This window comes from Williamsia sp. DF01-3, assembly GCF_023051145.1.
GTDB lineage: Bacteria > Actinomycetota > Actinomycetes > Mycobacteriales > Mycobacteriaceae > Williamsia.
This window is the reverse complement of the sequence record NZ_JALKFS010000005.1, coordinates 167,286-188,873: the sequence shown is the minus strand read 5'-3', so window position 1 is coordinate 188,873 and position 21,588 is coordinate 167,286. Positions and strand designations below refer to the sequence as shown.

General features: G+C 62.4%; 18 protein-coding genes and 2 pseudogenes. 10 read left to right on the top strand and 10 right to left on the bottom strand.

From position 1 onward, the window contains the following. Window positions 1-161 precede the first annotated feature (161 nt). The 5 genes from dnaB to MVA47_RS02690 all read left to right on the top strand — a co-directional run bounded on the left by dnaB (window position 162) and on the right by MVA47_RS02690 (window position 6,903). Window positions 162-1,547 (top strand): replicative DNA helicase, encoded by a 1,386-nt coding sequence (gene dnaB / locus MVA47_RS02710; RefSeq protein ID WP_120802581.1) that lies wholly within the window; start codon window positions 162-164, stop codon window positions 1,545-1,547. Window positions 1,548-1,784: 237 nt separating this feature from the next. Beyond that, on the top strand, window positions 1,785-2,621 hold the full coding sequence (locus tag MVA47_RS02705; RefSeq protein ID WP_247206568.1) for a TIR domain-containing protein: 837 nt from the start codon (window positions 1,785-1,787) through the stop codon (window positions 2,619-2,621). 745 nt (window positions 2,622-3,366) lie between these two features. After that, window positions 3,367-4,026, top strand: a complete 660-nt coding sequence (locus MVA47_RS02700) for a hypothetical protein (RefSeq protein WP_247206567.1) — start codon at window positions 3,367-3,369, stop codon at window positions 4,024-4,026. 196 nt (window positions 4,027-4,222) lie between these two features. Further along, the gene (locus MVA47_RS02695; protein ID WP_247206566.1) at window positions 4,223-5,770 is read left to right on the top strand and encodes a hypothetical protein; all 1,548 of its coding nucleotides are present in this window, start codon (window positions 4,223-4,225) and stop codon (window positions 5,768-5,770) included. Window positions 5,771-6,180: 410 nt separating this feature from the next. After that, window positions 6,181-6,903 carry a DUF6308 family protein gene (locus MVA47_RS02690; protein ID WP_247206565.1) on the top strand — a complete coding sequence of 241 codons (723 nt, stop codon included), beginning with the start codon at window positions 6,181-6,183 and terminating at the stop codon, window positions 6,901-6,903. Between the two features lie 313 nt (window positions 6,904-7,216). On the opposite strand, the gene MVA47_RS02685 is transcribed toward MVA47_RS02690, so the two are convergent. Further along, complete coding sequence (locus MVA47_RS02685) at window positions 7,217-8,281, bottom strand: ferredoxin--NADP reductase (RefSeq protein ID WP_247206564.1); 1,065 nt, start codon at window positions 8,279-8,281, stop codon at window positions 7,217-7,219. 153 nt (window positions 8,282-8,434) lie between these two features. Here MVA47_RS02685 and MVA47_RS02680 point away from each other — a divergent pair, with 153 nt between their 5' ends. From MVA47_RS02680 to MVA47_RS02665, 4 genes are read left to right on the top strand one after another with little or no spacing between them, the layout of a single operon-like run. Continuing rightward, window positions 8,435-9,418: an alpha/beta hydrolase gene (locus MVA47_RS02680; protein ID WP_247206563.1), complete on the top strand. Its 984-nt coding sequence runs from the start codon at window positions 8,435-8,437 to the stop codon at window positions 9,416-9,418. Between the two features lie 16 nt (window positions 9,419-9,434). Further along, window positions 9,435-10,307: an SDR family oxidoreductase gene (locus MVA47_RS02675; RefSeq protein WP_247206562.1), complete on the top strand. Its 873-nt coding sequence runs from the start codon at window positions 9,435-9,437 to the stop codon at window positions 10,305-10,307. 2 nt (window positions 10,308-10,309) lie between these two features. After that, on the top strand, window positions 10,310-11,236 hold the full coding sequence (locus tag MVA47_RS02670; RefSeq protein WP_247206561.1) for a ferritin-like domain-containing protein: 927 nt from the start codon (window positions 10,310-10,312) through the stop codon (window positions 11,234-11,236). Then, window positions 11,233-12,738 carry an NAD(P)/FAD-dependent oxidoreductase gene (locus MVA47_RS02665; RefSeq protein WP_247206560.1) on the top strand — a complete coding sequence of 502 codons (1,506 nt, stop codon included), beginning with the start codon at window positions 11,233-11,235 and terminating at the stop codon, window positions 12,736-12,738. Before MVA47_RS02670 ends, MVA47_RS02665 begins: the two co-directional genes overlap by 4 nt. 127 nt (window positions 12,739-12,865) lie before the next feature. Here MVA47_RS02665 and MVA47_RS02660 read toward each other — a convergent pair whose 3' ends face one another. The 9 genes and pseudogenes from MVA47_RS02660 to MVA47_RS02625 form a co-directional block, all read right to left on the bottom strand. Beyond that, a complete protein-coding gene (locus MVA47_RS02660) occupies window positions 12,866-13,480 on the bottom strand; it encodes a Type 1 glutamine amidotransferase-like domain-containing protein (RefSeq protein WP_247206559.1) in 615 nt (204 codons plus the stop codon). 70 nt (window positions 13,481-13,550) lie between these two features. Further along, window positions 13,551-14,927: a PQQ-binding-like beta-propeller repeat protein gene (locus MVA47_RS26920; RefSeq protein ID WP_247206558.1), complete on the bottom strand. Its 1,377-nt coding sequence runs from the start codon at window positions 14,925-14,927 to the stop codon at window positions 13,551-13,553. 2 nt (window positions 14,928-14,929) lie between these two features. Further along, window positions 14,930-16,270 carry a hypothetical protein gene (locus MVA47_RS02650; protein WP_247206557.1) on the bottom strand — a complete coding sequence of 447 codons (1,341 nt, stop codon included), beginning with the start codon at window positions 16,268-16,270 and terminating at the stop codon, window positions 14,930-14,932. A 92-nt stretch (window positions 16,271-16,362) separates the two neighbouring features. Further along, window positions 16,363-16,749 (bottom strand): DUF2834 domain-containing protein, encoded by a 387-nt coding sequence (locus MVA47_RS02645; RefSeq protein WP_247206556.1) that lies wholly within the window; start codon window positions 16,747-16,749, stop codon window positions 16,363-16,365. Between the two features lie 67 nt (window positions 16,750-16,816). Then, window positions 16,817-17,203 (bottom strand): DMT family transporter, encoded by a 387-nt coding sequence (locus MVA47_RS26605; protein WP_308280463.1) that lies wholly within the window; start codon window positions 17,201-17,203, stop codon window positions 16,817-16,819. Window positions 17,204-17,237: 34 nt separating this feature from the next. After that, a pseudogene (locus tag MVA47_RS26600) lies at window positions 17,238-17,624 on the bottom strand (DMT family transporter); the annotation flags it as partial. A gap of 211 nt (window positions 17,625-17,835) precedes the next feature. Next, window positions 17,836-18,240 carry an SRPBCC family protein gene (locus MVA47_RS02635; RefSeq protein WP_247206555.1) on the bottom strand — a complete coding sequence of 135 codons (405 nt, stop codon included), beginning with the start codon at window positions 18,238-18,240 and terminating at the stop codon, window positions 17,836-17,838. Window positions 18,241-18,315: 75 nt separating this feature from the next. Continuing rightward, window positions 18,316-19,598: pseudogene (locus MVA47_RS02630) on the bottom strand (lipase family protein). A gap of 135 nt (window positions 19,599-19,733) precedes the next feature. After that, a complete protein-coding gene (locus tag MVA47_RS02625) occupies window positions 19,734-20,354 on the bottom strand; it encodes a TetR/AcrR family transcriptional regulator (RefSeq protein WP_247206554.1) in 621 nt (206 codons plus the stop codon). 180 nt (window positions 20,355-20,534) lie between these two features. Here MVA47_RS02625 and MVA47_RS02620 point away from each other — a divergent pair, with 180 nt between their 5' ends. Beyond that, window positions 20,535-21,563, top strand: a complete 1,029-nt coding sequence (locus MVA47_RS02620; protein WP_247206553.1) for a Rieske 2Fe-2S domain-containing protein — start codon at window positions 20,535-20,537, stop codon at window positions 21,561-21,563. Window positions 21,564-21,588 lie beyond the last annotated feature (25 nt).

Sequence of the window (21,588 nt, the reverse complement as noted above, 5' to 3'; positions counted from 1 at the left end):
GTTGGTGCACAGGATGGTCCACAGCTCCGTTTGGCCGGATCGCCTTGAGCCCTTAGTGTCTGGCGGGTGCGCAAGCAGATCGGCGGCGATCTGAGGCGATTGGGTTGTCAGACCCTCTTGAAATAGTGGTCCAGACAACCTGAAGCGAAAGGGGTGGCACGTTGGCCGTAGTTGACGATCGTGGGCATACAACTCCGCGTGAGCAGGTGCCCCCGAGCGAAGACTTCGGCCGCCAGCCCCCGCAGGACATGGCCGCCGAGCAATCTGTTCTGGGCGGCATGATGCTGTCCAAGGACGCCATCGCCGACGTGCTGGAGAAGCTTCGTCCCGGTGACTTCTACCGGCCCGCGCACCAGGCGGTCTACGACGCAATTCTCGACCTGTACGGCAAGGGGGAACCTGCCGATGCTGTGACCGTTGCCGGGCAGCTCGACCGCGCGGGCGAGCTTCGACGTATCGGAGGGGCGCCGTACCTCCATACGCTGATCTCGACCGTGCCGACCGCGGCCAATGCCGGCTTCTACGCGGAGATCGTCGCCGAGAAGGCAATCCTGCGGCGCCTGGTGGAAGCCGGCACCCGTATCGTCCAGTACGGCTACGCCGGGGCCGACGGCCAGGATGTCGCCGAGGTCGTCGACCGCGCGCAGGCCGAGGTCTACGAGGTCACCGAGCGCCGTACCGCCGAAGACTATGTGGCGCTTGAAGAATTGCTTCAGCCCACGATGGACGAGATCGACTCCATCGCGTCGCGTGGTGGTCTATCCCTTGGTGTGCCAACGGGTTTCCACGATCTCGATGAAGTGACCAACGGTTTGCACCCGGGTCAGATGATCATTGTTGCGGCGCGGCCTGGAGTTGGAAAAAGTACCCTTGCTATGGATTTTTTGCGGTCGTGCTCCATCAAGCACCAAATGACCAGCGCCATGTTCTCTTTGGAAATGAGCAAAACCGAGATCGTGATGCGGTTGCTCTCGGCCGAAGCGAAGATCAAACTCGGCGACATGCGCTCGGGTCGGATGAGCGATGACGACTGGACCCGCTTGGCTCGCCGTATGGGTGAAATCTCCGAGGCGCCGTTGTTCATCGACGACTCGCCCAACCTCACGATGATGGAAATCCGTGCCAAGGCAAGGCGTTTGAAGCAGCGTCATGATCTCAAACTCGTGGTCATCGACTACATGCAGCTGATGTCGTCCGGCAAGAAGGTCGAATCGCGCCAGCAGGAAGTCTCCGAGTTCTCGCGAAGCATCAAGCTGCTCGCCAAGGAGCTCGAGGTTCCGGTGGTCGCCATCAGTCAGCTGAACCGTGGTCCCGAGCAACGTACCGACAAGCGCCCACAGGTGTCCGACCTCCGTGAGTCCGGTTCGCTGGAGCAGGACGCCGACATGGTCATCCTGCTGCACCGCCCCGACGCATTCGAGCGCGATGACCCTCGAGCCGGCGAAGCCGACATCATCCTGGGTAAGCACCGTAACGGTCCCACGTCGACGATTACCGTTGCGCACCAACTGCATTTGAGCCGGTTCGTGGATATGGCGCGCGGCTGAGCGGTTGGTGTCGGGGGAGGTGCTCCTGGGCCAGCGATGTCGGTTCGCATGCTTGGTCGAGTCCGTACGGCTCGATCCGCGGTCAATCACTGCGGGTTGATACCCACAGGTTATGTACGTTACAGCCGTGCGTTCTCGGGCAATCGAACGTTGGTGTCACTTCACGTCGTAGGCGCGCTGTAACCTCATACTCCGTCGAGGCGACGCAGCTAGTTCGATCAGATACGAGGTCCTCACATGAGCGCGGAGTCAGATCTCAAGCGGTACAGAGCAGATGCCGAACGCCTCAGGAAAGACATCGGCGCAGCGTCGAGCACCGTCGCCGACAAGCGGAAGAAGGCACTTGCCGCCGGACAGGCAGCAGACAAGTCCAAAAGCCCCGCGACGCAGAAGAGTAAACGCGCCGATGCTGAGCGCCTGACAAAAGCAGCCAACGACGCGGAGAAGAAACGCGCCGATCTGGAAAAGAAACTCGCGGCCACAGAGGTCAAGGTTAACGCCGCTCTAGGGAAGGTCGAGAAGGAACGAGCGGTTCGGGAACGATCGCGGGAGCGCAAGTTGCAAGAACTCGCTCGCACGACTGACCTTGCCGCCACGCAATTCGCAACCCCACTACCGAGCCGTGTCGGCGCCACTACTCCGTTGATTCGGAACCAGCGCCCGGAGCACGATGTGTTTCTCTCCCATGCGAGCGAGGACAAGGACGAGATCGCGCGTCCGCTCAAGGACGCCTTGGAAGCGCTTGACCTTAATGTGTGGTTCGACGAGATCCGGATCAAGGTTGGGCATTCGATCCGGCAAAGCATCGAAGAGGGGATTTCCAACTCCCGCTTCGGAGTAGTGATCATCTCGCCCGACTTCTTCGCCAAACAGTGGACGAATGCAGAGTTGGATGCGCTCTTCGGCAAGAAAATGGGTACAGGTGAAAACCTTGTTCTCCCCGTGTGGCACCACGTGTCAAAGGACGAGGTGATGCGGCACTCGCCCCTGCTTGCCGGCATCCTCGCACTTAATACTGCAATCATGACGGTAGACGAGATCGCCGCAGCACTGGCAGAAGCGGTCCGCGAATAGCCGCTGAAAGCCCTGGCGGCCGCAGCCGAGGGGGCCAGCGCTCGACCTGACACAACGGCGGCTTGTCGGTGGTTGCGTGGACCCGACAGTAAGGTCTGTCGAAACGTTCAAAGTCGGTCGGATGCTGCTAGAACCGGTTTAGCGCGGGCTGCGACGCCCTTCACCAGCGTTGCCATGCTGTGTCGCAAAAGTGCTCGACGCGGCCCATCTTTCGGGTGGACGTGTCCACTTAATTGAGGTCGGCGACCTCGCCCTCCTCCGGGTGCTAGCGCGTTAGCCCTTCATTACGATCGAGATCGAATGTTAGCGAAACTAGTCGACCGTCAGCGCGCATCAACCAAACGTATGAAGCGAGGCCTAGGGGGTTCGATTAACTGGCATTCGAGCGGTGAACCCAGCGATCATATGGAACTGCATGCAAGAATAGGCGCGTCCCCACCCGGAGAGGGTTGCTATGTCATTTAACGCACCTCCCAACTGGCCCACCCCGCCTTCTGGCTGGACGCCGGGGCCGGACTGGACGCCCTTACCTGAATGGGGCCCCGCTCCCGATGGCTGGGACTTCGGTGGTTGGCAGCCGCCTGAGCCGCAACCATCGCGAGGCATCCGGCGTGCGACATCGACATTCGTCAAGCATCCACTGTGGACAACGCTCGGAGCTTTAATTGGCGTTGTTGGCGTAGTGATCTCCGGCTTCCAGATCTATCAATCCACGCAGAGCGCTGCCGCTGATCTCGAGGTCGCAATGACCTCCATAGGCGGCCCGGAACAAGTAAGAGCGGTTGGTTACGATCGCGCGGCCAAGAAGGTAAACCTGGACATACCCGTTGGGGAATTTAAGGCCAACCCGATCGACCTAACGCTCAAGAATAGTGGCGGACAGCCATCTCTTATCACCAAGGTAATTGCGGACGTCAAGCACTTTGAGGTCTTGCGAGACTGCACTCGGTCTGGTGCCGGGCCTGCTGGGATCACTGCCGAGTACACATTCAGGATTCCCACAGATCCCACCACCGGCCAAGTGATACTTGGAAAACACGACCACGACGTTCGATTTGAGACGAAACCGGGGGCTGTGGATCGGATGGCGCTCACAATCGGCCCCGATATCGAAACTTTCTATAACACGCCGTACGTGCTCGGAGCGCACTTTATTCTGGTTGCCGAGGGCGGCAAAGAACTTGACGCCGGAAGCTATACCATAGTCGGAAACCACAGAGCTATCGAGACGAACCTTGACGGGGTTCTTGATCCAGCGTGCTCCCAGGAGAATCTCGAGACGCTCGAAACGATCTACGCGTTTCAGTCGACGAAAGCGCCCGAACTCGATGAGCTGCGAGACACATTCCGAACGAATGTAGCGTCTTCATCGGCGGGTAGCTCAGCTGCTCCGGCCGGCGGGTAGGCGGGCGAGACAGACCTTCGCCAGCTACCGTGCTGGGTGCAGCGGTCGGATGGCACGACCACACGCCGCTGCGGCGTGGAAAGACTATGGTTGGACAAACCTAGTTGAGAGCAGCAGCGAAAAGATTTGGTTGACATTTGGGTGCCGTCGGCCGAACACATGAATCTTCCTGTCTTGCAGTACATGCTCGTCGCGCGTGAGAGAATCTGCCATGCGAATGTCTGGCGGCGCTGTCGCGATCTTTACCGTCGTTGCCGGTCTGATTGTGGGTTGTTCGAGCAGTGGCGGTGAGTCGTCCGCTCACCGGCTAGAAGCGTCGGTGAACGGCGATGGTGTCGAGATTGTCCTGAACGATTTCACGGTTGCAGGTCCGCCCGGGGTTGGGCAAGGCTCAAAACTGAGTGTGGTCGACGATGTTCCTTCTGAGCAGGTGGTCCTGCCGGAAGGGGTGTCGTGGCTCGACCCCTTGTCACCTACCGTGCAGATTGCCCTAGACGGTGAGCGCCAGCCGGGCGCACCGCTGCAGCTGACCTACCGGCTGCCGGAGGACGCGGATCGCCCCGAGGGCGCAGTGCCAGTGGTTGTGTCGCGCAGTGCAGACGGCAGTGTCGACATGGTTGAAGCCCGTGTCGAGGGCGACACTGTCGTAGCCGATCTCGGTCACCTGAGCTGGGACATGTTTGCCTGGTTGAAGCCAGACAAGCTGAATAAGCAGCTCACCGAGTTTGTGAAACCCATCTTGGGAACGGGTTCACCGAAACCAAACTGCGTCGGTAAACCGTTGACGTACCCCAACCTGATCAAGACCGTCACCGCGGTGGAAGGCGACATCGCGTGGACGTGCATCTCGAACACCCCGGGGTCGAATGCAATGGAACCGAGCACAAGTGTTGAAATCACCATCAACTCGCCGTATGCCTGGCGACTCTCCGCCGACCCCCGCCCGCTGAACCTCGTATTCACGGAAACTGGTTCGGCAAACGAGTATTTGCGAGACTTCTACGACGAGTCCGTCAACACCACCGACGTCGCCGGTCCAGGGGACACCGTCCGGATGGATTTCGGCCAGTACGAGCGAGGCCCTCGCACCGGCACTTTGACCCGAAACCCGAAAATGGACGCGATCGCCCTGAGCGCCTGGGCCTACGAGGAAGCGCTGCAACAAGGCCCGCTGAAGAACGTTTTCAAAGGATTGGACATAGGTCGCGAGCTCATTAAGTGCGCCGGCACCCGATCAGACGCCGGTGTAGACCGCCTAGGAGCAGATCTGGTCTCATGCGCTCAAGGGCTCGGCGCCGCAGTGATACGCCTGGTCATTGGTAAGACCGGGGTCGCGTTCGGCGCCTACATAGGTGAGGTGGTCGGTAAAACCCCCACCACGGCAACGTGGACCATCACCAATCAGACGCGAAACACACCGACCAGCCAAACCCCTACCACCGTCAATAGTGACAACGTCGTGCTCGGGAGCTCCGACAACCAATACTCCGTCGGGTACGGCACGGCTAGGCCCACTACAGTCTCGTTGAACTCGCTGTGTGCCAACACAATCAGCAACATAACCTGGTCCACTTGGGGTGGCATGGAAGCGACAGGGCAGGGACAGATGTGCGCGCCTGCTGGCTCGCCCGAGAGCGGAGGCCCGGTCCAGCTCACCGCGACCGACGTCGGTGACTGCGACGGTGCAACGGCCTACCGCAAACTTTTGATTAACGGCCGACAAGCATGGAACCTGTGCGGATAGGTGTCACACACCGACGGTGGCCGTCACGGCGTGGCGTGGGCCTGCCGCTACGCCTGCCTGACCGGGCAGCACAGACGGATGACCTCCGTTGGTCTTGGGTCTTTGACGATCTTTGCGCCGGAGCTTCCGCCTTTACAACATCGCTCGACGACCGACTGCCCTGTGTTACGCACAAATCTTCGTCGAGGCCCTGCTCGACCGGCCTCGATCAACAATGTGAACCTGGCGGTTTCAATTTGATTGGTCGGCATGACTTCAGCCGGCCGGCAATTACGTCAACGCCCTCAAGGTGCTGCACTGACCAGCTTTATCGCAGATCACGACAGCGGTACCAGCGTGAATTCCCTGATCGCCGTCAGAGGCAGCCACCTGAAACAAGGGCGGCTTATCGCGTGGACGGTCCTGTTTCTTTGCGGGGAGAGCCAAAGAACCCCGGCGATCTCGGCGCAGTGGTTACGCTGTGGCGCAGGACAATTGCAGCATGGGCGATTCCCGAGGTGCTCCAGGGACAGCGCAGCGATCAGGCGGCCGCCCTGCTGCGCCGCTACTTTGACATCGGCACCGAGGGGCAGCCAAACTTCACTGGTTCGATGTTCGAACGATTCGACGGTGGGGGAGATGCACCGCATGTCGTAGACCGCTTCACCGCCGCCGATATGGTCGCCGTCAGCATGCTCAGCGTCGACGTCCCCGCCGCGGCCGCACTGCGCATCCTCCATCCCGGCCAGCACCACCTCAACGACGTACTAGCTGCTCTGCCACACGACCTGGACCTGGTCAACCTCGACGACGAGCACCTGCGGCACGGTGAGCAACTGTGGAAACTGATCCGGACCGCTGGCGTGGGGCCAGTAACAACGAGCAAACTCCTCGCCCGCAAACGCCCCCGGCTACTGCCAGTCATCGACACGGTGGTCAAAGACGTGCTCACCCACCCTCACCGCGGCGACTTCTACCGGACCCTGCGCCATCAGCTCGCCGCCGACGGACACGCTTTGCACCGCCACATCGAGACCATTCGTGAGCGTGCGGACATCGGATCAGATATCAGCGTCATCCGTTGCTTCGACGTGATCGTCTGGCTGGTCGGCCGGGACAATCGTGTCGCGACGATCGGTCGTGGACGGTTTTGAGGTAGTTCCACCTCGGGCTGATAGTTGGTGACTATTCCGGATCGAAGAGGAGGGGTGGACAACCCGACGCGATAAGCAACTACTGCCAAACGAGCTAGCGCGGACCGATTTCGCACGTGTTGGATCGGTGGAATCGTTCCTGTGGAACTGCATTGCGCACGTGCATGTTGTTCTCTGCGAAGTTCAGAGCCTGACCCACCTAGTCAAGGCGTCGGCCGGCTAATCACTCGACCACCGAGTCGGCATCGCCCATGCCACACAGGCTTACGACCTGCAGTACCCCGAGTACGAGATTCGATGAGTGTCGAACTGCCTACTCGATGACGATGTCGAGACTGTCGGAAACAGGCACGGACTGGCATGCAAGCCGCATGCCTTTGCCTATCTCGTAATCGTCGAGCGTGTCGTTGACACGCATCTCGACTTCGCCGGCTTTGAGGGTGAAAGCGCATGCGCCGCAGTTTCCTTCGCGGCACACGAAGGGGGCGTCGATACCGTTGTCGAGCATCGCGTCGAGGAGAACGGTGTCGGGCGGGCAGCGGAACGTGTAGTCCTCCCCTTCGACCTCTGCGGTGACAGGCGTACCCACGTCCGTCGCGGACGGGGGATCGGCGACCGAGGTATGGAACGGGTTGGCCTGGATGGAGGTGAAGACCTCTCGACGAATGGCATCGGGGGAGAGTCCCGCGGCGACGAGGGCTTCATGCGCGAGATCCATGAATACCGCAGGGCCGCAGAGGTATGCATCCGAATCGGGCGATGGGGTTACCAGGTTGCGCAGCCCGGCGGCGGTCGGCAAACCGTGGTCGGACTCGAACCAGTGGATCACCTCTAGGCGCGTCGGATAACGCTGGAGTAGGTCGGCCAGGGTGCTCGCGAACATCACCGATTCTGTCGATCTGTTCGCGTAGACCAGCACAACCCGCGCCCGGTGGACTTCCAGCGCGGTTTTGAGGATGGACAGCACCGGGGTGATGCCACTGCCGGCCGCGACGAGAACGAGTGGCCTGTCCCACCGTGACGGCACAAAAGACCCCGCAGGCCTCAGCGCCGACAGGGTCATGCCGACTGTGGCGTTGTCGCAGAGCCAATTGGACGCGTAACCGCCCGGGGTGCGTTTGACCGAGATTGCCGGCCGATCGTCGCAGTCGGGGCTGCTCGACAGCGAGTAACAACGCGCGACGGAGCGGTCCTCCTCATGCGGGATCTCCAGGGTGAGGAATTGTCCGGGCCGATAGTCGAACGGCCCAAGACGGTCGGTGTCGGGAGTGGAGAAGACGAGGGTCACGGCGTCGGATGTTTCCTCGATGACGTTCTCGACTTGCAGACGAAGGGTTCGTGCGCTGGTGGCCGTGTCGCCGGCCGAATCGATCGTCAAGAGTCATCCTTTCGTGGACTGTCTGCACTCGGCCGACCCTGGCAGGCCTGTTCCGTGGAGCGAAGTGCGTTCGAACTGCGTGAACAAACCGTACCATTGACAAATGGCACAGTTTCCGATGATGCTGTCGTTATGACAACGAGAGGCGCGGTCGTGCCATTGCGAGGATCCCTGCGGTCCCGGTGTGCTGCCCGGTTGACGGCGGCGACGCTGCGTCCGGTCGCGTCGCGGCTTCCGTACGACAAGGGTGGCGTGCAGGTCGCGCGGGTTCTCGTCGAAGTTGCAATGCGTTTGTGCGGCAGCCGGTTGCGCGGAACCAGGGTCACAGCGGTCAGCGACGACGGTGTCGTCGGGGAGTGGGTGGATGCCACGAAACCCGGGTTGCCGGACGAGAATGACGCGGGCGAGGCCGCCGGGGTGGTGTTGTATCTGCACGGCAGCGCCTATGCGATCTGTTCGGCGCGCACGCACCGTGGCCTGGCATCGCGACTTTCGCGTGAAGCGGGCCTGCCGGTGTTCGTGGTGGAGTACCGACTCGCACCCGAGCATCCGTTTCCGTCTGCCGCGGACGACATCGAGCGGGCGTATCGGTGGCTGCTGGAGCGTGGCTACGACCCCGGCAACATCGTCGTCGCGGGAGACTCCGCGGGCGGGCACCTCGCGTTGGACCTGGTCATCGACAACGCGCGGCGCTCTGTACCCCAGCCTGCCGCGGTGGTGCTGTTCTCCCCCTTGATCGACCTGACCTTCGATTTGGCCGAGCGCCGCGAGCGCGTACGGCGCGATCCGATGATCTCGGCCGCCGGTGCGCGGGCCCTCACCACGCTCTACACAACCGGTCAGGAACCCGATATCCCGCGTCTGCGACTGGCGGTGGAGGCCGGAACAGTGCTGCCGCCCTTCCTGGTGCAGGCGGGCGGCGCCGAGATGTTGGTCGCTGACGCCGAATATCTGCGTGATCTCGTCGAAGCCAACGCGGGTACATGCACGCTTGAGATCTGGCCCGATCAGATGCATGTCTTCCAAGCGCTTGATCGCGTGTCTCCGGAGGCGGCGCCGGCGTTGCGGCGGGCAGCACAGTTCCTCCGTACCGAGCTCAGCCACAGCGCAGCCTCCAAAGACCGTTCCGCCCACTAACAGAAATCGAGAAATCATGTTCGGATTCCGTTCGACCCCGCCACCGTCCTACGGCGCCGATGCCGTGGTGACCGGCGCGGGAAGCGGTATCGGCCGCGCCTTTGCCATCGAGCTCGCCCGGCGCGGAGGCCGCGTCGTGTGCGCCGACATCTCACTCGAACGGGCCGAGGAAACCGTTCGCCTCCTTGCCGGCCGCGGCTACGCAGTGCAGTGCGACGTTGCCGATCGATCGCAGGTGGAGGATCTCGCCCTGTTCGCCGAACTCGAATTCGGTGGTGCCCCAACGGTGGTGATCAACAACGCCGGCGTCGGCATCGGCGGGCAACCGGTGGGCAGCATCGGTTTGGACAACTGGAATTGGGCGTTGAGCATCAATCTGTGGGGTGTCATCCACGGGTGTGAAACGTTCATTCCGCAACTGCGCGCGGCCGGACGTGGAGGTGTCATCAACGTCGCCTCCGCTGCGGGGTTCGCCGCCGCGCCGACCATGGGCCCCTACAGCGTCGGCAAGGCCGGTGTCATGTCGCTGTCGGAAACCTTGGCGGCGGAGTTGTCGGGAACTGGTGTGCGCGTGAGCGTTTTGTGCCCGACCTTCGTCAAGACCAACGTCGCCGTGGACGGCCGTATCACCGCGAAGTCGTCGCAACTTGCGCAGAACCTGATGCGGTGGACCGGGTTCTCGCCCGAGCGTGTCGCCGTCGGCACGCTCGACGCCTTCGACAAGGGCCGCCTCTACGTCGTTCCACAGCTTGATGCCAAAGCGATCTGGCTGGCCAAGCGACTCACTCCAGCCCTCTATGCCCGCGGTGCGGGGCTGCTCAATCGACTTATCCCGAACGAGCCGGCGCCGCACAGTGAGCTTCAATCCGTTTCAACGACAGGAAAGTGACGATGACAACGAACTTCGATTTCGATGCCATGCTGGACAAGATCAAAGACCGTCAGTGGGCCCTCGCCGACATCGACTGGGACGCACCGGGCGCGGAGTTGATCAGCCCTGAATTGCACGCCAAACTCAAGCCGTTCATGTCGGATCTGATGTGGATCGAGAACGTCGGTGCCCGCGGCTTCGCGGCCATGGCGCGCAAGGCCCCGACCGAGACCCTCCGAGACATCTACCGCCACTTTCATGCTGAGGAACAAAAGCACGCCAACGCCGAACTCGCGCTGATGCGCCGGTGGGGGATGCTCGAGAACGATGAGATCCCTCAGCCGAACGTCAACGTCAAACTCATCATCGACTGGCTGGACAAGTACTCCGACCAGACCCCACTGGCCGTGCTCGGCACAGTGATTCCCATGCTCGAGGTGGCTCTCGACGGTGCGCTGGTGAAGTTCATCGTCGACGAGATCGACGACCCGGTCTGCCAAGAGGTGTTCAAACGCATCAATGCTGACGAGTCACGGCATCTCGCAGTTGATTTCGAGGTCATCGAGCTTCTGGGTCATGCGAAGATGCGCAAGATCATCGTCGAGACCGTCGGCGCCTGGATGCACCCGTCGCTGATCATCGGCACCCTGCGTTACATCCCGTTGCTGAACAAGATGCGCGACAACATCGTTGCGATGGGTGTCGACGAGGAGCGTCTCTACACCGCCATGAAGCGATTCAAGAAGGTCGGTGAGCGCACCCCCTTCCCCAATCGCCTGCCGATGTACCGCTTCATCAGCTGGCACGGATCGGTCGTGATCAACCGCGACCACCCGTACCACCGTTTCGCCGATTCGATGGTCACCCTGACCGCCAAGTACCCCAAACGCCTGCTCCGCGCCCAGCCCACCTGGTCGAAGGAACTGACCTACGAGCCCGTCGCATGAGCGGCCGTGAAGTGTTGTCCGTTGCCGTCATCGGCGGCGGGTTCGCCGGCGTCGGCGCGGCGATCCGGCTCAAGCAACGCGGGATCACAGACATCGCCATCTTCGAGCGTGGTACGCGCCCAGGGGGCACGTGGCGCGACAACACGTATCCCGGTGCAGCGTGCGACATTCCATCACGCCTGTACTCCTACAGTTTCGCGCCGAATCCGGACTGGTCGCACACCTACTCCGGCAGCGAAGAGATCCTCGCCTACGTCGATTCGATGATCGACAAGTTCGAGCTGGGCCAGTATTTCCGGTTCGAACACAACGTGGCCGACCTGACCTGGCACGAGGACTCGTCGCTGTGGGAGGTCACCATCGATGACCGCGAGCCGGTCTTCGCTCGCGCGGTAGTCATGGCGTCGGGTCCCCTTGCCAACGTGAGTCTCCCGAAGATCCGCGGTATCGAAACTTACGAGGGCGAGAAGATCCACAGCGCCCGGTGGAATCATGACTACGACTTCGCGGGCAAGAAGGTTGCCGTGGTGGGCACCGGCGCGAGCGGGGTGCAGATCGTACCGGAACTGGTCCGTGTGGCGGACTCGGTCAAGGTCTTTCAGCGCACACCCGGGTGGGTTCTTCCGCGCACCAACCTCAGCACACGGCCGGTGACCCGCGAGGTGTATCGGCGCCTGCCGTTCACGCAGTCGCTGGCCCGCAAAGCCTGGTTCTGGGGCCACGAATCCGTCGCCTTGGGTGTGGTGTGGAAGTCGCCGTTGACCCGCGTTGTCGAGGGAGTGTCCAAGCTGCACCTGCGCACCCAGGTGCGTGATCCATGGATGCGCCGTCAGCTCACGCCCGAGTTCCGGGCCGGATGCAAGCGGTTGCTGATGACCAGTCAGTACTACCCGGCTCTGCAGAAGGACAACTGCACCTTGGTGACCTGGCCGATCGCCAGTATCTCCGAGAAGGGGATCCGCACCGTCGAGGGGATCGAGCACCAGTTCGACGCAATCGTTTTCGCGACCGGATTCGATGTATCCAAGGCGGGCACACCCATTCCGATCACCGGACGCGGCGGCCGCGTCCTTGCTGAGGAATGGAGCGCAGGGGCATACGCCTACAAGTCCGTGGCCGTCTCGGGATACCCGAACATGTACTTCACCTTCGGACCGAACTCCGGCCCGGGACACAGCTCGGCACTGGTGTATATGGAAGCCCAGATCGACTACATCGTCGACGCCATCGCCACCGCAGTGAACCAGAACTTCGTCCTCGACGTCCGCGCAGACGTGCAGGCGCAGTACAACGAGGAGCTGCAACAACGGTTGACCAAGACCACGTGGAACTCGGGCTGCTCGAGCTGGTATCTCACCGAAGACGGCTTCAACGCCACCATGTACCCCGGTTTCGCCACGCAGTACGTCAAGCAACTCGACACGGTTGTCTTGCCGGACTATTCGATCACCGCCGCGAACACGATCGGCGTAGATGACGCTGTTCTGGCTGGGACCAGTTGATTCCCACGGCCAAACAAGCGACCTGAAAGCCTCACCGCTGCAGGGGTACACGAGGGGAGTGATGCGGAGAACCGCGTCACTTCCCTCGTTTGTATATCCGGCGGAAGCTGGCGCGAAAGCTGCGCCGTCAGGATGGAACCACGGAGCGGGAACTGCCCGAGACCAGCAAGGCCTGGTCGTCGGCGAGTAGTCGCAGTGTGAACTGCCCACCGAATCGGTGTCTGAGTTCGTCGATGATCGCCCGACCCGACACAATGCCGTCGGCGTGGGGCACGATGACTTCGTCAATCCAGCCGAGCCCGGTTGTGGAGTCAAGACTGCGCGCCTCGGCTGGGTCGTCGAGGAGGGCAAGCGGCTCGATATCTGCGCCGATGACGCACGCACCTGCACTGGCTCCGATGTAGGGGAGACCGGCCTCGACGTGTTCGGTGAGAACGTCCGCGAAACCCGTGCGCCGCAACACCTCGAGCAAGTGGAAGACGTTGCCGCCGGAGACGAAGACCGCATCAACCGTCTCCAGAGACTTCGCGAGGTCGATAGCTGTCATGGCCTCGATGTCGAGTTCGACTGTATGCCAGCCCTGTTCGTGGAGAGTTGTTCGATCGAAGTCCACCCAGGCGCGGTCGACGTAGATCGACGATGCGGTCGGTACAAACCCGATTGTGGCGCCAGGACCGGTTCGGGCCGTCAGGAAGCCCGGTACCGCCGACAACCATCGGCTCACCAACAGGAGTTCAGCCACAGCACCAGCCTGCCACGTTGCGTGCTCGCACCGTCAACAAGTGCGACGGCCACAATAGTCATACTTCGCGTCAGAGCGGAGTGAGACCGATCATCCGGCGGTCCGAGGAATAGATCCACCCGTTGTCGTACGGTGTCATGGCACGGCCCGAACGGAACGTCTCGGGATCTGCGTCGATGGCCACAAATGGCGCTGTCCACACCATCTCGCCGGTACCGATGTCGACCGCCACCAGCGCCTCGGCCCCGGCGACCAAGCCGGACCCAAGGAGCAGCCCGCCGCCGGCCGAGAGCGGGGTGAAAGAACCGTCGGTTGGGGTGCGCCACATCTGCTTTCCTGTTCGCAGGTCGACGCCCATCGCGCTCGAACTCGCCGAATCGCTCAGGTAGGCCATGTTCCCGACAACCGCAGAGATGATTCCCGACTGCCCAGCGATGAGATCCGGGTTGGTCCAGAGGCGTTCGCCGGTGGTGCGGTCGTACGCGGAATCACCGAGCAGGACGGGGGCTTCGGCGTCGACGGCGTGATCGTATGTCGGACGCTGCGCTTCCGGACTCTGTGCCGTCGCGAGCACCTTGCCGTCCGGGCCCCGCAGAACCTGCTCGGACTCGGTGTCGCCGGACCCACACCCGCTGTTCGATTGCACCACAACACCTCCGGACTCGAGGGTCGCGCTGGAGACGCAGCTCTCGCCGCTGCCCCACAACAGGTTGCCGGAATCGGCGTCGAACTGCGCCATAGAGACACCCATCCGCACGAGCCCGACCTCGTCGGCCACGGTCAGTACGCCCGACTGGTACACCTCCTCCCATCCGCCGCTGACGTCAAATTTCTGCGTCCAGTTGGCAGAGACGTCGTCGAAGTTGCCCGAATGGACCCGGACCTCGCCGTCTTCGGGGCTGCCTTCGATGATGTACAGGGTGTCGGCGGTGGTCGTGAGACCGAATACGTATTCCTCGCCGGAACGCCTCTCTGAGGCACCCGACTTGACGTCGTACGTGACGATCGAGTGGCCATCGGTTTGTGCGTAGCAGTAGATCTTTCCCTTGATCGGCTGCGCGCTGCATTGCTCGAGATCCGCGGCGGGAGATTGCCAGCGGACAGAACCGTTTTCGGGGTCGACACCGATCATCACGGCCTCGTCGAGGACGTACCTGTCGGTCGGAATGCCGACAATGGTCACGAGAGTGTCTGCTGCCAGGATGAATCCGGGAGTGCCGGACATGTACGACGATCCCCCGCGCGGGTCAGAGAAGTCTGCGAACGGACGGCCGAGGTACTCGGCGGCATCGAGGGACCACGCGAGCCCTGGCGCCTGCTCGTTTGTTCCGGTGATCTTCTTGACCGACGTCGGACCCTGGTTGGCCACCACGGTCGCCGCTGCGGTGACTGTCACGACGGCGGCTGCGGCGGCCGCGATAAGCGCCCGGGTACTCCTGTTGGGCACGGCTACAGCTCCAATCCGTCTGTGAGTGCGATCGATTCGAGCTCTTCCAAGGAGAGCGGCGAATTGGGTACGGCGGCGCTGGAACTGACGGAGATTTGAGTTCCGCCGGGACGCGTCACTTCGACGGAGTTGGTCGTCTCCCTCTGCGAGTTGTCGGGACTGCTCGTCGTCGAGACCGAACCGGAGGACTGCTGCGTCTGCACGACGGTCCCGTCGGGAAGCGTCCGCATCTCTCGCTGGCCACTGGACCCGGGAACGGGGCGTTCGGGAGTGGGAAGTGGCTGGCCGCCGGTGATCGAGATATAGAGCCCTGCACCGTCCTTCGCGTCCGGGTTGTCCGAGCACAGAACATCATCTGCGGACCCGCCCGGTTGCAACGGGTTCAGGCGCGGCCCAGCGAGATCGATGGTGGCGAGCACAGAATCCAGCCTCTGCGCCTGCTCGCGATCAATACGTGGGGCGTTCACGTCACCGTCCGAGCCAAAGGAGTGGCGACAACCTTCTGGCGGCGGAGGTGTGCCCGGTGGTGCGGGGGTACTGACGCGAAGTCGAGGGTCGGTGACGATTCGCACCAGGTCGTCGATCGTCAGGGGAACCTTGCCGGTTTGCTCGAATTGTCCGTCGCCGGAATTGTCATAGGCGGCTGCGTGAATCCATGATTGGTCGGACACGTACGCGTGTGCGGATCTTGTCAACGTTCGAACCTTGTCCACTTCGCGCCACGTGTCTTGCACATCGACCACGACGCCCTCAGCCGTGGTGCGACGCTCATCGAGATAGCCCGCCACACATGCGGGAATCGGGTCGGAGTTCTTCTGCACCTGTAGGAAGACGCTGCCTTTGGCGTCGCCGTTGACCAACGCGGCAGAAGCGTAGGTATAGCCTTTCGGCTCTGGTTGCGCGTCACCGAAGTCAGATATCGGCTGGAACACAAGCGATCGCTCCGGGCTCGCGAACTCAATTTCGGCAGTTGGGGGCAGCGACGCGACCGCAGCGTTCGACATCGCGGTCGCCTTCGGGCCGTTGAACCAGGGGAATTTGGGGTTGTCGTAGCTGTCTTCAACGATCGAGAAGCTCGAGGTGTACTCAGCCTCGCCTGGTTCTTCGACCGTCTCGCATCCAGGTATAGGTGCGGTCGGGTCCACGGGTTCTTCCACGATGTCGACGTCCACAGGCGCACCCGGATCGGGCTCCGGAGTCGATGTTGTTGGCACCGTGGTCAACTCTGGATCCGGCGATGGCCTCAGAAGGCCGGCCACCGCGATCACCAGCGCTACGACGGACAACATGATCAACGCGTAGGTCCATGCCTGCTTCGCGCGTGACGATTCCTGCTCGTTCATCCACTTCCTCCCCGTTGCGGACGCTACGGCAGCCATGGCGATAAGGCCAGCACGCGGGCCATCTTGCCCAGATGGCTACAGGGCCGCTTGCACTACATGGCGCTTACGACCTGGTGGTCGGATCCGCGGCGCTCGACAGCGCGATCCCGTGCGAGCAGGAAGAAGGGGATCGCAGTCGCGATGCCCACCCCGAAGGTGAGGACAAATGAAGCGACCCACCATCGGATGATGTGGAGCTTCTTCGCTTCCGAGAATGCCCAGATATGGAATCCGACGACCACGTACATGAGGTCGACCATTGCGAAGCGGCCCGGCGTTGTCTTGTGGATGTCTCCGATGAAGAAGTCCAGTACCGACTTCGGGCCGTTCTCGCGGACGTAGGGAATTGCGATGGCGTTCTGGGTCACCAAGGCCGCAACGAACGTGACCATGAGAGATCGGCGCCGCCAGATGTCATTGGTGGTGGGTGATTTCGACATAGTGCTCCTCTGTCCTGAGTTTCATCTGCACGATCACGTCGGACCTAGCCGACTCGAATCAGTCTCTCTACTTTGCGACGACCATCTCCTCACTGTCGGCGGCACTTCGGGCCAATGCAATTGCAGCGGCGACCGTGGCGACGAGCGCGATCGCCAGGATCGCGGCCACTGCCTTGTCGGCATGCAGGTACTCACCGAGCACAACAAAGCCCAGCAGTGAGGCGACCATCGGTTCCATCACCGTGGTGGCCGGGAGCGAGGCCTGCAATGCGCCGACCTGAAAAGCCGACTGCTGCAGTGAAATAGCGATCACCGCCACAACGATCAGCGCGTAGGGCTCCACGGACGTGAGCAGCGCAACGGGGCCGCGCCCGACGAGATGGACAACCCCTTTGGTCAGCACTGCTGCAACGCCGAAGAGTGCAGCCTCCGGCGAGTCCCAGAAGTAGCGCACGCCGTGACCTGGATCCGGTTCGCGACAGCAGGACACACGCGGCGACAAACGGTAAACCGATGGCGCAGATGATGATCCAGTGCTGCGTCTCGGCGCGTTCGACACCGGGGCGTGGGTCGCCCACGACAACGAGTACGGCGACGGACAGGGTCAACGCCGCTGCCCAGGCCCAGTCCAGTGGCCGGACGGTACGACCGGAGAATCTCGCCCCCAGTGGTAGGGCGAACAGCAACGACAATACGAGAAGGGGCTGCACAAGTAGAAGCGATCCGAGCCCCAGAGCAACCGCCTGGAGGCCGTAACCACCGAACCCGACCAATGTGCCCAGCCACCACTCCGGTCTGCGAACGAGTGTGGTGATCGGCCCGAGCGCGCCCACGTCTTCATCGCTGATCACCGACGCCGATCGCTGTCGGATCACCGTGCCCACCGCGATACACAGAGCGGCGCCGATCGCGCACACGACCGCCAGGAACGAGTTACTCACTCAGGAAACGTACCGTGACCACATCGGGTGGGCAGAAGTTGTCTTCTCAGCGCACGAGGACGAAAACTAGTGCCGGATGATCCGATCTGCACCCGTGTGAACGGCAGCGAAACAGAGCGTGTCCCAACGGCTGTGGATGTGTGCGTCAGACGAGGCGCTCGGCGGCGAGACGCTCGATCCGAGGCACCGCGATCGCCATGATGCTCAAGTAGGCCGGCGCCCACACCGGCACAGCCATGCTGAGCACGCAGCCGCCCCGTGTCGGGATCACCTCGTGCCGGGTGGCGGGCACACCTGCCACCCGCCAAGCCCATACACGGCCGTCGATGAACTCGTTGATCTCGAAGGGGAGCGGCACGCCAACCGGTGTCCACACCTTGCCGCGGGCCCCCAGCTTCAGCGGCCCGGGCTCATCGAGTTCAGCACCGGCAACCGTCGGGCCCCACTTCGGCCACGACGTCAAGTCCACCAGGACGTCCCACACCGCATCCGACGGCAACGACATGGCGAGTTCCACAGTCGGCATTCGATGTCGGAAACCCAAGCGCATGGGTAGGACGTAGCCAGAACACCGCGGATTCAAACCCGTCTCGCCAGAGCTGCTGGACTGAGCCGGATGGAGTGGTCAGGGAATCGGTGTGGGCGCGAGGCTGTTACCGGGGGAATGCTGGCGCAGTTGCTACGGGTTGGGATACCCGCAAACCGCTCGGTCAGGTACTCGAAGCCCTGTGCCTCGAACGGTGGGAACGATTCCTGGTGCGTGAGGCCGTTGTACTGCGCGTAGGTGACATCGACTCCGCGGCCGCAGTATTCGTGTGCCAGTCCGACCACGTCGTCGGTGACCATGATGGTGTCGCCGATGGGGTCGGCATGCCCGACAGCCAGGAACAATGGCGCCTTCGGGGTTCCCTGGCTACCCATGATGTTGTCGTCGATCGCGCCGACGACCTGCGGCACCTGGAGCAGCGAAGTGTAGGGAGCCTTCACCATCTGGGCGTCCGTCAGACCGGGATAGTCTCCGGCGAAGTTGGCGATGCATTCCGAACTGACCGTTTGCATCAGCTGCTGGCCGTAGTCGGAGATGAACTTGCTGGTGTCGAGGTCGTAGGCGCGCTGGTAGGCGACGATCAGCGCGGGGATCACGCCCGCCCACTGGGTGCCACCACTGATGTAGGGGAGGTTGTGGGCGAGGTCGACGGGCAATCCGCCTGCCGCAACGCCGATGATGTTCAGTTCGGGCGCGTACTTCGGTGCCACCTCGGCACCCCACTGGGTGGGTACCGAACCGCCCGAGTACCCGAGCAGGCCCACCGGGGTGGAGACCGGCAGCTTCAAGAAAGCCTCAGCAGCCCGGACACCGTCGAGCGCGGCATAGCCGGACTGGCGTCCGATGGTCCACTCCAGATTTTCACCCTCGTAGTCGGGGGCGACCACGGTGTATCCGGCGGCCAGGTATCCGGCGATCACTGCTTGCTCCGCCTCGGCGATGGGACTGGATGACCCGCCGCTGAGTGTGTACGACGGATCGCACTGAGAACCGAGGGCGTCGTACGCCATGTGGTACGAGATCAGCTTCGTCGGTCCGGGCACCAGCGGCCGCAGCACTGTTGCGACGGTGACAGCACCTCTGCCTTGCTGATCGGTTGTGCGGTAGAGGACCTGGCTACCGGTGATCGGGGTGTCGAGCGTGGGCGTCCGAAAAGTCATCGGTCGGCTCCGCAGTACCGTGCCCGGCGTGATGTCGGTGAGCGACCCGTCGTAGCTGTAGAAGGGGTCGGCCGACGGAAGCGGGGACCCGGGCCCCGGATCCGCCTGCGCGGCAGGGATGCCCGACAGCGCCAACGATCCGACGAGGAGACCTACTGCGGCGACGACACGCAGGGCAAGAGTCCGACCACCAAATGACATGGTGATATTAAAACACCGGTCCCGCGACCGCGGAGTGAGTTCGACGACTGTTCACGAAACATGATGCACTGCAACGAAATAACGATCATTCATTCCGTGTTTGGGAAAGCCATTCGCTAGAGAGGTTTTCAGCGGCTACTGCGAATCCAGATAGGCGATGATGGCGTTGACCAAGCCGTCGCGGGCATCGTCGAGGTCGCCGTACGTTCCCAGGGTTCGCTCCGAGGTGATGCCGCGCATGGCTGCCGGGATCAGCGCGGCCATCTGCCGGATCCGCACCGGATCCACACCCAGGTCCGCGAACGCACGCTCACAAGCGTTGTCCCAGCGCGGTTTCCACGAGGCGAGCTCGGCTGCGGTGAGGGGGAAGTCGCGCTCGAGTTCGGTGCGTTCGCGGGGCAGGGCCGCGCGCAGTGTCTCGATCGCCAGCGATTCCGGCGATCGCAGCCCGACGTACATTGCCTCCACCAACCCGGTCACCCGTTCTTCGAGGGTTCCTCCCGGTTTGACGTTCGCGGGCAGATCGCCACGTTGCTCGGCGGTGTAGCGGAGTACGGCGGCCCACAACCCGTCGATGTCGCCGAACTGGTACTTCACCACGCCCCAGGTGGCCCCGATGTCGCGGGCGATCCGGTTTCCCGACACGGCGCCGGGGTCGCCCGTTGCCAACGCGGTGATCGCGGACTTGATCATGCTCTCGCGGGTGGCGATTCCTCGCTTGTTCGCCCGCCTGCTCGGCGCCGCCACTTCGGTCATGACAGCTGATGGTAGTCGGTGTCAGCCGCGACGCCCACTTTCAAAGAACCCTCTTTACAAGTTTCACAGATGGTTCTACGGTTGTGGTCAGCGCGGCCGCCGCAGGGTGCGTGGTCCATCCGAGTGGCTACTCGGCGTCGACTGCGGCACAACGTAATTGAGAAAACGCGGAGGTTCGGAGTGGCCAAACCCACACTGTCCATGAAGCCCACCGGCTGGTTTCAGGTGGCTTGGTCGGCTGAGGTCACCGTGCGCGAAGTCCACCGGATGACGTATTTCGGCCGCGAGATGGTGGCATGGCGAACTACGTCGGGCCAGGTGGCGGTCTTCGACGCGTACTGCGAACATCTCGGCGCCCACCTCGGCTACGGCGGACATGTGGAGGGCGAGAACCTGGTCTGCCCGTTTCACGGATGGGAATGGAACTCCGAAGGCCGGAACGTCTGCATTCCCTACGAGAACCATCCGAACAAGGGCCGGCGGATCCGCAGTTACCCCGTCGTAGAGCGCAACGAATCCATCTGGATCTGGCACGACGTGGAGGGTCGAGCCCCTTACTTCGATGTTCCGGATGTGTTCGCCGACTTCGACGACGGCAAGAGCGCGGACGACTATTACCCATCGTTCCCCGTCGGTGTCCTCTACCGCGAGCGGCTCGAACTGCATCCGCAATACATCATGGAAAACGGCGTGGACTTCGCCCATTTCAAGTTCGTGCACAAAACGCCGTTCATCCCGGAGTTCACCCGGCAGGATTTCGACGAGCCGGTCTCGTATGTCGACTTCACGGTGGCCTTCGACGATGCGGTCTCCGAAGACGATGTCAGCAGCGGGGTGGAGGCCATCAACGGGGGACTCGGCGTGGCGGTCACCAAGAGCTGGGGCATGGTCGACAACCGCACTCTGTCCGCGGTGACGCCCGTCGACGACAGCACGTCCGATGTCCGGTTCACGGTGTGGATCGGGCGCAAGCCCGGTGACCAGTCCGCCGAGATGAACGATTACGCGAAGACGATGGCGAACTACATCATCGAACAGTTCGCGGCCGACATCAACATCTGGGCGCACCAGCGGTACTCCGACCCACCGGCCCTCTCGCGCAGGGAGTTCGAGGGCTTTCGAGCCCTGCGCGCCTGGGCCGCGCAGTTCTATCCAGATGAGCAGAACCGCACCCACACTCACACGTCGACAGTCGAGGCCACATCGTGATCGGTGGTCGAACCGCCGGTCCGAA

What these genes read in the sequence shown, in the direction of transcription:
- MVA47_RS02700 (WP_247206567.1), top strand. Translation starts at nt 3,367, where the DNA reads ATGACCTCCATAGGCGGCCCGGAACAAGTAAGAGCGGTTGGTTACGAT.
- MVA47_RS02705 (WP_247206568.1), top strand. Translation starts at nt 1,785, where the DNA reads ATGAGCGCGGAGTCAGATCTCAAGCGGTACAGAGCAGATGCCGAACGC.
- MVA47_RS02635 (WP_247206555.1), bottom strand. Translation starts at nt 18,240, where the DNA reads ATGCGCTTGGGTTTCCGACATCGAATGCCGACTGTGGAACTCGCCATG.
- MVA47_RS02665 (WP_247206560.1), top strand. Translation starts at nt 11,233, where the DNA reads ATGAGCGGCCGTGAAGTGTTGTCCGTTGCCGTCATCGGCGGCGGGTTC.
- MVA47_RS02675 (WP_247206562.1), top strand. Translation starts at nt 9,435, where the DNA reads ATGTTCGGATTCCGTTCGACCCCGCCACCGTCCTACGGCGCCGATGCC.
- MVA47_RS02650 (WP_247206557.1), bottom strand. Translation starts at nt 16,270, where the DNA reads ATGAACGAGCAGGAATCGTCACGCGCGAAGCAGGCATGGACCTACGCG.
- MVA47_RS02625 (WP_247206554.1), bottom strand. Translation starts at nt 20,354, where the DNA reads ATGACCGAAGTGGCGGCGCCGAGCAGGCGGGCGAACAAGCGAGGAATC.
- MVA47_RS02645 (WP_247206556.1), bottom strand. Translation starts at nt 16,749, where the DNA reads ATGTCGAAATCACCCACCACCAATGACATCTGGCGGCGCCGATCTCTC.
- MVA47_RS02670 (WP_247206561.1), top strand. Translation starts at nt 10,310, where the DNA reads ATGACAACGAACTTCGATTTCGATGCCATGCTGGACAAGATCAAAGAC.